Annotated in this window: 7 protein-coding genes; 2 read left to right on the top strand and 5 right to left on the bottom strand. The window is 61.0% G+C overall.

Going from position 1 to position 8,877, the window contains the following annotated elements:
- Positions 1-218: 218 nt before the first annotated feature.
- The 3 genes from gshA to AEQ63_RS10975 all read right to left on the bottom strand — a co-directional run bounded on the left by gshA (position 219) and on the right by AEQ63_RS10975 (position 4,756).
- Positions 219-1,802: a glutamate--cysteine ligase gene (gshA, locus tag AEQ63_RS10985; RefSeq protein WP_064363404.1), complete on the bottom strand. Its 1,584-nt coding sequence runs from the start codon at positions 1,800-1,802 to the stop codon at positions 219-221.
- 246 nt (positions 1,803-2,048) lie between these two features.
- Complete coding sequence (locus tag AEQ63_RS10980; protein ID WP_052512482.1) at positions 2,049-2,432, bottom strand: PaaI family thioesterase; 384 nt, start codon at positions 2,430-2,432, stop codon at positions 2,049-2,051.
- On the bottom strand, positions 2,432-4,756 hold the full coding sequence (locus AEQ63_RS10975) for a Tex family protein (RefSeq protein WP_064363403.1): 2,325 nt from the start codon (positions 4,754-4,756) through the stop codon (positions 2,432-2,434). Before AEQ63_RS10975 ends, AEQ63_RS10980 begins: the two co-directional genes overlap by 1 nt.
- Positions 4,757-5,114: 358 nt before the next feature.
- Here AEQ63_RS10975 and ompR point away from each other — a divergent pair, with 358 nt between their 5' ends.
- Together ompR and AEQ63_RS10965 are read left to right on the top strand one after the other, a co-directional pair.
- Positions 5,115-5,855, top strand: a complete 741-nt coding sequence (gene ompR / locus AEQ63_RS10970) for an osmolarity response regulator transcription factor OmpR (protein ID WP_042608581.1) — start codon at positions 5,115-5,117, stop codon at positions 5,853-5,855.
- Positions 5,856-5,968: 113 nt separating this feature from the next.
- Entirely contained in the window at positions 5,969-7,282 is a 1,314-nt protein-coding gene (locus tag AEQ63_RS10965; protein WP_016770645.1) for an ATP-binding protein, read from the top strand.
- Positions 7,283-7,484: 202 nt separating this feature from the next.
- Here the strand turns inward: AEQ63_RS10965 and rimK are convergent, their stop codons facing one another.
- The gene (rimK, locus tag AEQ63_RS10960) at positions 7,485-8,390 is read right to left on the bottom strand and encodes a 30S ribosomal protein S6--L-glutamate ligase (RefSeq protein ID WP_024011184.1); all 906 of its coding nucleotides are present in this window, start codon (positions 8,388-8,390) and stop codon (positions 7,485-7,487) included.
- Positions 8,387-8,866, bottom strand: a complete 480-nt coding sequence (gene rimB, locus AEQ63_RS10955) for a retropepsin-like aspartic endopeptidase RimB (protein WP_016772184.1) — start codon at positions 8,864-8,866, stop codon at positions 8,387-8,389. The genes rimK and rimB overlap by 4 nt, the downstream gene beginning before the upstream one ends.
- Between the last annotated feature and the right edge of the window lie 11 nt (positions 8,867-8,877).

Here is an 8,877-nt window from a genome sequence, read left to right as displayed (position 1 = left end):
AAGAATCTAGAAATAAATAACTTTTTCGAATGAGCTTATGAGCGGAAAAATCTAAGCACAGCGGGCGGTTGGGACTTGTGGCGAGGGGGTTTCCCCCGGGGGGAGGCCGAAGAACTCCCAAATCCTTTAACGCTTTTCATCTGATGCGCCGCATTGGATAATTTGCGACTGCTGCGCAGCCGAGCGGGAGCAAGCTCCCTCGCCACAGAGAAATTTGATCAGTTACTGATCGCCAGGATACTCGCCTGATACGCGCCGACAAACACATCGAAATCGCCGACTTCGTTCTGCTCAAGCTCGGTCTGCTGTGCCAGCGACGCCCGGGCCAGTTCTTCAAACTTCGCTTGCTCGTCAGCCGCCAGCGGTTCGCGACGGAAGAACTCGGCATGGACCTGGCTCTGGCGCAGGGAGAACTGCGCGAAGCTTTCCTTGTGCTCGGCCATGGCGGCCAGCACCTGCGCCGATGGCGTCAGGGACGGATCGTTGACCTTGGCCAGTTGGGCATCCAGCGCCTTGCTGTGGGCATCGCCGCCGACGCTCTGATCGAGCATCGCCGCCAGCGGAGCAATCTGCTCGAGCAGCTCGGCCGCCCATTGCTTCATCTCGACCGGCTGACCGTCACGCTGCAATCGCAGGCCCGGACGGCGGCCTTCCTTGACCACGCTGAGGAAGTTCGAGGTGGCGTTGCCACACGAAGTGTTGGTCAGCAGCGGGCTGTCGTTCAGCGCGCAGTACAGCAGGAAAGCGTCGATGAAGCGCGATTCGGTGAGGTCGATGCCCATCGGCAGGAACGGGTTGATGTCCAGGCAGCGCACTTCGACGTATTGAATGCCGCGCGCCATCAGCGCCTGGATCGGCCGTTCGCCGGTGTAGGTCACGCGTTTCGGGCGGATGTTGGAGTAGTACTCGTTTTCGATCTGCAGGATGTTGGTGTTGAGCTGCACCCACTCCCCATCCTTGTGCGTGCCGACTTCAACGTACGGCGCGTAAGGCGTGGCCACCGCTTCGCGCAGGCTGTCGGTGTAACTGGCCAGATCGTTGTAGCAGGGCGTCAGGCCGGCCTGGGCGTTGCTCTGATAACCGAGATCGCTCATGCGCAGGCTGGTCGCATACGGCAGATACAGCGTGTCCGGATCAAGCTGTTCGAGTTGATGCGAACGCCCGCGCAGGAAACCGGCATCCAGTGCCGGCGAGGCGCCGAACAGGTACATCAGCAGCCAGCTGTAGCGGCGGAAGTTGCGGATCAGGGCGATATAGGACACCGACTGGAAATCGCGATCAGTGCCGACGAAGCCTTCGGCCTCGCGCAGCAATGGCCAGAGCTGTTCCGGCAGGGAAAAGTTGTAGTGAATCCCGGCGATGCACTGCATGGTCTTGCCGTAGCGCAGGGCCAGGCCCTTGCGATAGACGTACTTGAGCTGACCGATGTTGGAGGTGCCGTAATAGGCGATCGGGATGTCTTCCTCGGCCGGCAACGGGCACGGCATCGATGGACTCCACAGGTACTCGTTGCCGAGCTTGCTGTAGGCAAAGCGGTGAATCTTGTCCAGGCTCGCCAGCGTGTCAGCCGGATCCGGCAGGGCAGGCGTGATGAATTCCAGCAGCGACTCGGAGTAGTCGGTGGTGATCTGTTCGTTGGTCAGCGCGGAACCCAGGGCTTCGGGGTGCGGCGTTTGCGCCAGGCGACCTTCACTGGTCACACGCAGGCATTCACGTTCGATACCGTGCAGGCACTGCTTGAGCAGAGAGAGGTTGGCGCGCTCGCCGAGCAGAGCCAGGCGGCGGTTGAGAAGTTCGCTCAATTTGGATTCCTTCACGCGTCAGTCGCCCCAATATGGGGGTGGGCAGGACGGTCTACAAGGGTGAAGTTGAAACTGGCGTGATCGCCTGGTTTTCTAGCCTGTCAGCCGCACACATAACCCGTAGGAGCTGCCGAAGGCTGCGATCTTTTGATGTTGTTTTTCAACAGCAAGATCAAAAGATCGCAGCCTGCGGCAGCTCCCACAGGATTCGTTGCGCCGAAATTAACTCAAAATGATGAGCAACATCTACAGGACAGCGAAGGTGCCTTGCGCTTTTGCGACCAGCTTGTCGCCTTGCATCACCTCGGCTTCGACCACCAGCGTGCGCCGGCCCGGGTGGATCACCCGGGCCGTGCACAGCACCTCGCCGTCGGAAACGGCGCGGATGTAGTTGATCTTGCACTCGATGGTTGCGCTCTGCTGATCAAAGCCATGGCTGCTGGAACAAGCCAGGCCCATGGCAATGTCGACCAGACTGAACAGCGCGCCGCCGTGCAGCTTGCCGCCGCGATTGCGCAGCTCGGGCTCAAGCGCCAGGGCGACTTGTGCGACCCCGGTTTCGAGGCTGTGCAGGCGGCAGCCCAACAGCTTGAAAAACGCGCTCTCGACGAGCCCGGCCGGCATTTCCATCAGCGTTTCTTCAACTGCTTGGCGTTGGCGAACAGCGAGGCCATCGCGTTGTTCACCGGCGCGGCGGTCGCGGTTTCCTTGCGCGGCGCGTTGCCGGAGGACTGGCGCGGTGCCGAGCCCGGACGCGAGCCACGGGCGCCGTCGATTTTTTCGCCCGGGGTGTCGCTCATGCGCATCGACAGGCCGACGCGTTTGCGCGGGATATCGACTTCCATGACTTTCACTTTCACCACGTCACCGGCCTTGACCGCTTCGCGTGGGTCCTTGATGAACTTCTCCGACAGCGCCGAGATGTGCACCAAACCGTCCTGATGTACGCCGATGTCGACGAATGCACCGAACGCGGTAACGTTGGTTACCACGCCTTCGAGGATCATCCCCAGTTGCAGGTCCTTGAGGTCTTCGACGCCTTCCTGGAACTCGGCGGTCTTGAACTCCGGACGCGGATCGCGACCGGGTTTTTCCAGTTCTTGCAGGATGTCGGTAACGGTCGGCAGACCGAAGGTTTCGTCGGTGAATTTCTTCGGATCCAGGCGCTTGAGGAACGCGGCATCGCCGATCAGCGAGCGGATGTCGCGGTCGGTTTCAGCAGCAATGCGCTGCACCAGCGGATAGGCTTCCGGGTGCACCGCCGAGGAGTCCAGCGGATTGTCGCCGTTCATCACGCGCAAGAAACCGGCGGCCTGTTCGAAGGTTTTTTCGCCCAGTCGCGCCACTTTCTTCAGCGCCGCACGGGTCTTGAATGCGCCGTGTTCGTCACGGTGAGCAACGATGTTCTGCGCCAGCGTTGCATTGAGGCCGGAGATCCGCGCCAGCAGTGCCACGGAGGCGGTGTTCACATCCACGCCCACGGCGTTCACGCAGTCCTCGACCACCGCGTCAAGACCGCGCGCCAGTTTCAGCTGCGAGACATCGTGCTGGTACTGGCCGACACCGATGGATTTCGGGTCGATTTTCACCAGCTCGGCGAGCGGGTCCTGCAGACGACGGGCGATCGACACGGCACCACGGATCGACACGTCGAGGTCCGGGAATTCCTTGGCCGCCAGTTCCGATGCGGAGTACACCGAGGCGCCGGCTTCGGAAACCATGACCTTGGTCATCTTCATCGCTGGATATTTTTTGATCAGCTCGATCGCCAGCTTGTCGGTCTCACGGCTGGCGGTGCCGTTGCCGATGGCGATCAGGTCCACCGAGTGCTTGGCGCACAGAGCGGCAAGAATGGCGATGGTCTGATCCCATTTGTTGTGGGGCACGTGTGGGTAAACCGTGGCGTGATCGAGCAGCTTGCCGGTGGAGTCGACTACGGCAACCTTGCAGCCGGTGCGCAGACCCGGGTCGAGGCCCAGGGTGGCGCGCGGGCCGGCCGGAGCGGCCAGCAGCAGGTCGTGCAGGTTGTGCGCGAAAACGTTGATCGCTTCGGTTTCGGCGCCGTCGCGCAACTCACCGAGCAGGTCGGTTTCCAGGTGGGTGTACAGTTTGACCTTCCAGGTCCAGCGCACCACTTCGCTCAGCCATTTGTCCGCCGGGCGGTTCTGGTTCTGAATGCCGAACTGCTGGGCGATCATGCCTTCGCACGGGTGCATGGTGCCGGGCAGCTCATCGCCGACCTTCAGCGCGGAGCTGAGAATGCCTTCGTTGCGACCGCGGAAAATCGCCAGGGCGCGGTGCGACGGCATGCTTTTCAGCGGCTCGTCGTGTTCGAAGTAATCACGGAACTTGGCGCCTTCCTCTTCCTTGCCAGCGATGACGCGGGCACTGAGGATCGCTTCCTGCTTGAGGAAATTACGCAGTTTTTCCAGCAGGGCGGCGTCTTCGGCGAAACGCTCCATGAGGATGTACTTGGCGCCTTCCAGCGCAGCCTTGACGTCGGCCACGCCTTTTTCGGCGTCGACGAAGCGCGCGGCTTCGGTTTCCGGCGCCAGGTTCGGGTCGTTGAACAGACCGTCGGCCAGTTCGCCGAGGCCGGCTTCGAGGGCGATCTGGCCTTTGGTGCGGCGCTTCTGCTTGTACGGCAGGTACAGGTCTTCGAGGCGCGTCTTGGTGTCGGCGAGCTTGATGTCACGCTCAAGGGCCGGGGTGAGTTTGCCTTGCTCTTCGATGCTGGCGAGGATGCTGATGCGCCGTTCGTCGAGTTCTCGCAGGTAGCGCAGGCGCTCTTCCAGATGACGCAACTGGGTGTCATCGAGGCTGCCGGTCACTTCTTTTCGGTAACGGGCGATGAAGGGAACGGTAGAACCTTCATCGAGTAGCGCGACGGCCGCTTCGACCTGTTGTGGGCGTACGCCGAGTTCCTCGGCGATGCGGCTGTTGATGCTGTCCATAAAACCACCTGACATAGTGTGAAAGCAGGCTCACAGGCACGCTGATAAAGGCCTGGAGGCTGATTGAGCGGCTGGAAAATGGCCGCTGCCTGGATCAAGAGGCTGTCCATTGACCCGTGAAATCGAACAGTTGCTGCACAGGGCCGGAAAAAATACCGGCCACTTACGGTAACGATTCAGACGTTGCCTGGCGCAAAACGCCGCGCATTATAACCAGCGTTCTGTCATTCGGGGGCGTTGCAGGCTGTAGGCATAAACCCCGGTTTTCTGGCAGTGAAGGAAAAATCTGCTAACAATGCACACGGTGCGTATAACGGCAGCTACGCCATAATGCGCGCCGAGCTAAAAGGAGCATCCAATGAGCAGCACTGCACAAACGGCTGAAGGCGAAAAAATTCTTATCGTTGATGACGATCCGGGGCTGAGCAGCCTGCTGGAGCGTTTCTTCGTCAGCAAGGGCTACCGTGCCCGTACCGTTCCGAACACCGAGCAGATGGATCGTCTGCTGGCGCGTGAAGTGTTCAATCTGGTCGTCCTCGACCTGATGCTACCGGGCGAAGACGGCCTGACCGCGTGCCGCCGCCTGCGTGGCGCGAACAACCAGATTCCGATCATCATGCTCACCGCCAAGGGCGATGAGCTGAGCCGTATCAAGGGCCTCGAACTGGGCGCCGACGATTACCTGGCCAAGCCGTTCAACCCGGACGAGCTGATGGCGCGGGTCAAAGCCGTATTGCGCCGTCAGGCCGCACCGGTACCGGGCGCGCCGGGCAGTGAAGACGAAAACGTCACCTTCGGTGATTACGTGTTGTCACTGGCCACCCGCGAACTCAAGCGGGGCGATGAAGTGCACATGCTCACCACCGGTGAGTTCGCTGTGCTCAAGGCGCTGGTGATGAACGCGCGTCAGCCGCTGACCCGCGACAAACTGATGAACCTCGCCCGTGGCCGGGAATGGGATGCACTGGAGCGTTCCATCGACGTGCAGATCTCGCGTCTGCGCCGGATGATCGAACCCGATGCGTCGAAACCGCGCTACATCCAGACCGTCTGGGGCGTGGGCTACGTGTTCGTACCGGATGGCACCGCCACCAAGTGATCGGTGATTTGTAGGAGCGGGTCTGCCGGTATTGGTCGCACGGCCATTGCCACAGACTCGCAATCCGCAATATGCGAGCATTGCTCGCTCCTGCAAGTGTGTAGCGGTTAAAGATGAAAACCCCCGTCTGGTTCCCCCAAAGCTTTTTCTCTCGCACCCTTTGGCTGGTGCTTATCGTCGTGCTGTTTTCCAAGGCGCTGACCCTGGTTTATCTGTTGATGAACGAGGACGTGCTGGTGGATCGCCAATACAGTCACGGTGTCGCTCTGACGCTGCGCGCCTATTGGGCCGCCGATGAAGAAAACCGCGCAAAAATTGCCGATGCCGCGACCCTGATTCGTGTGGTCGGTGCCGGTGTGCCGGAAGGCGAACAGCACTGGCCGTACAGCGAAATCTATCAGCGGCAGATGCAGGCGGAACTGGGTGCCGACACCGAAGTGCGTTTGCGCATGCATTCGCCGCCGGCGTTGTGGGTTCGCGCGCCGAGCCTGGGCGATGGCTGGCTGAAAGTACCGTTGTATCCACATCCGCTGCGCGGTCAGAAAATCTGGAACGTGCTCGGCTGGTTCCTTGCCATCGGCCTCTTGTCCACTGCATCGGCATGGATTTTCGTCAGCCAGCTCAACCAGCCGTTGAAGCGACTCGTCTATGCCGCGCGGCAACTTGGCCAGGGCCGCAGCGTACGCCTGCCGATCAGCGATACGCCCAGCGAAATGACCGAGGTCTACCGCGCGTTCAACCAGATGGCCGAAGACGTCGAACAGGCCGGGCGCGAACGTGAGCTGATGCTGGCGGGGGTTTCCCATGACTTGCGCACGCCGCTGACACGCTTGCGCCTGTCGCTGGAATTGATGGGCGACCACACCGACCTCACCGACGACATGGTCCGCGACATCGAGGACATGGACGCGATTCTCGACCAGTTCCTCGCGTTCATTCGCGACGGTCGCGACGAATCGGTGGAAGAAGTCGACCTCAGTGATCTGGTGCGTGAAGTCGCCGCGCCGTATAACCAGAACGAAGAAAAAGTGCGTTTGCGTCTGGAACCGATCCAGCCATTCCCGCTGCGTCGCGTGTCGATGAAACGCCTGCTCAACAACCTGATCGGCAACGCCTTGAACCATGCCGGCACCGGCGTGGAAGTGGCGGCCTATGTGTCGGGAGATACCAGCGCGCCGTACGTAGTCCTGAGTGTGATGGACCGTGGCGCGGGGATCGATCCGTCGGAGCTTGAGGCGATCTTCAACCCGTTCACCCGAGGCGATCGGGCGCGGGGGGGCAAGGGCACCGGATTGGGATTGGCGATCGTCAAGCGCATTGCGGCGATGCATGGCGGCAATGTCGAATTGCGCAACCGGTCCGGAGGTGGGCTTGAGGCGCGGGTGAGATTGCCGCTGGGATTGATGTTGCCCCGGGATGCTGTGTAGATCAAAAGCCCCTCACCCCCAGCCCTCTCCCAGAGGGAGAGGGGGCCGACCGAAGTGTCTGACGTCATGCATCGACCTGCAAAATTCGGTCGAGTATGGATTCAGTGTTGCTCGTTCAAGTCGGCGTAGTTCTCCGATATCCCCCAATCGGTCCCCTCTCCCTATGGGAGAGGGTTAGGGTGAGGGGCTCTTGCTCTTCGCTTTAGCCCTTGCCCTTGGTCCGGGTCATATTCGGCCCGCCATTCTTTTCCAGGTGTTCGATGATGATCCCGGCCACGTTCTTGCCGGTGGTAGTCTCGATCCCTTCCAGTCCCGGCGACGAATTCACTTCCATCACCAGCGGCCCGTGATTGGAACGCAGGATATCCACGCCCGCCACCGCCAGACCCATCACCTTGGCGGCGCGTAACGCGGTCATGCGTTCTTCCGGGGTGATCTTGATCAGGCTGGCGCTGCCGCCGCGATGCAGATTGGAACGGAACTCGCCCGGTTTGGCCTGGCGCTTCATCGCGGCGATCACCTTGTCGCCGACCACGAAGCAGCGGATATCCGCGCCGCCGGCTTCCTTGATGTATTCCTGGACCATGATGTTCTGCTTCAGGCCCATGAACGCTTCGATCACCGACTCTGCCGCTGTTGCGGTTTCGCACAGCACCACGCCGATGCCCTGAGTGCCTTCGAGCACCTTGATCACCAGCGGTGCGCCGTTGACCATGGCGATCAGGTCGGGAATATCGTCTGGCGAGTGGGCAAAACCGGTGACCGGCAAACCGATTCCGCGCCGCGACAGCAGCTGCAACGAACGCAATTTATCCCGGGAGCGAGCAATGGCCACCGACTCGTTGAGCGGGAACACGCCCATCATTTCGAACTGACGCAACACCGCGCAGCCGTAGAACGTCACCGACGCGCCGATCCGCGGGATCACCGCATCAAAACCTTCCAGCGGTTTGCCGCGGTAGTGGATCTGCGGCTTGTGGCTGGCAATGTTCATGTAGGCGCGCAAGGTGTCGATCACCACCATTTCATGCCCGCGCTCGATTCCGGCTTCGACCAGACGGCGGGTGGAATACAGACGCGGATTACGCGACAGCACAGCGATCTTCATGCAACACCTGTGGAAGAGGTAGATACCGGGAACACCGGCTTGTCTTGTACATATTTGATGCCCGGATTGACCACCAACTGGCCATCGATCAGGGCTTTGGAGCCGAGCAACAGGCGATAGCGCATGGACTTGCGGCAGGCCAGGGTGAATTCCACCGGCCAGACCCGATCACCCAGGGCCAGCGTGGTGCTGATCACGTAGCGCACCTGCGCATGGCCATTGGAGCTTTTGATGGTTTTGCGCGTGACCAGCGGGGCTTCGCAGCGCCGGTGACGCAATTGCACCACCGTGCCCAGGTGCGCGGTGAAGCGCACCCATTTCTCGCCGTCGCGCTCGAACGGTTCGATATCGGTGGCGTGCAGGCTGGAAGTGCTGGCGCCGGTGTCGATTTTCGCGCGCAGACCGGCGACTCCCAGGCCCGGGAGCGCCACCCACTCGCGCAGACCAACAACGGTCAAATGATCAAATGTCTTCAAAGAAAAAAACC

It is taken from the genome of Pseudomonas sp. RIT-PI-o, from assembly GCF_001297215.1.
GTDB classification, from domain to species: Bacteria; Pseudomonadota; Gammaproteobacteria; order Pseudomonadales; family Pseudomonadaceae; genus Aquipseudomonas; species Aquipseudomonas moraviensis_A.
The sequence above is the reverse complement of the archived record's forward strand: the minus strand, read 5'-3'. Positions and strand labels throughout refer to the sequence as shown.

Coding starts and splice junctions, on each gene's coding strand:
- AEQ63_RS10980 (WP_052512482.1), bottom strand. CDS start 2,432: ATGGAAATGCCGGCCGGGCTCGTCGAGAGCGCGTTTTTCAAGCTGTTG.
- AEQ63_RS10975 (WP_064363403.1), bottom strand. CDS start 4,756: ATGGACAGCATCAACAGCCGCATCGCCGAGGAACTCGGCGTACGCCCA.
- ompR (WP_042608581.1), top strand. CDS start 5,115: ATGAGCAGCACTGCACAAACGGCTGAAGGCGAAAAAATTCTTATCGTT.
- AEQ63_RS10965 (WP_016770645.1), top strand. CDS start 5,969: ATGAAAACCCCCGTCTGGTTCCCCCAAAGCTTTTTCTCTCGCACCCTT.
- rimK (WP_024011184.1), bottom strand. CDS start 8,390: ATGAAGATCGCTGTGCTGTCGCGTAATCCGCGTCTGTATTCCACCCGC.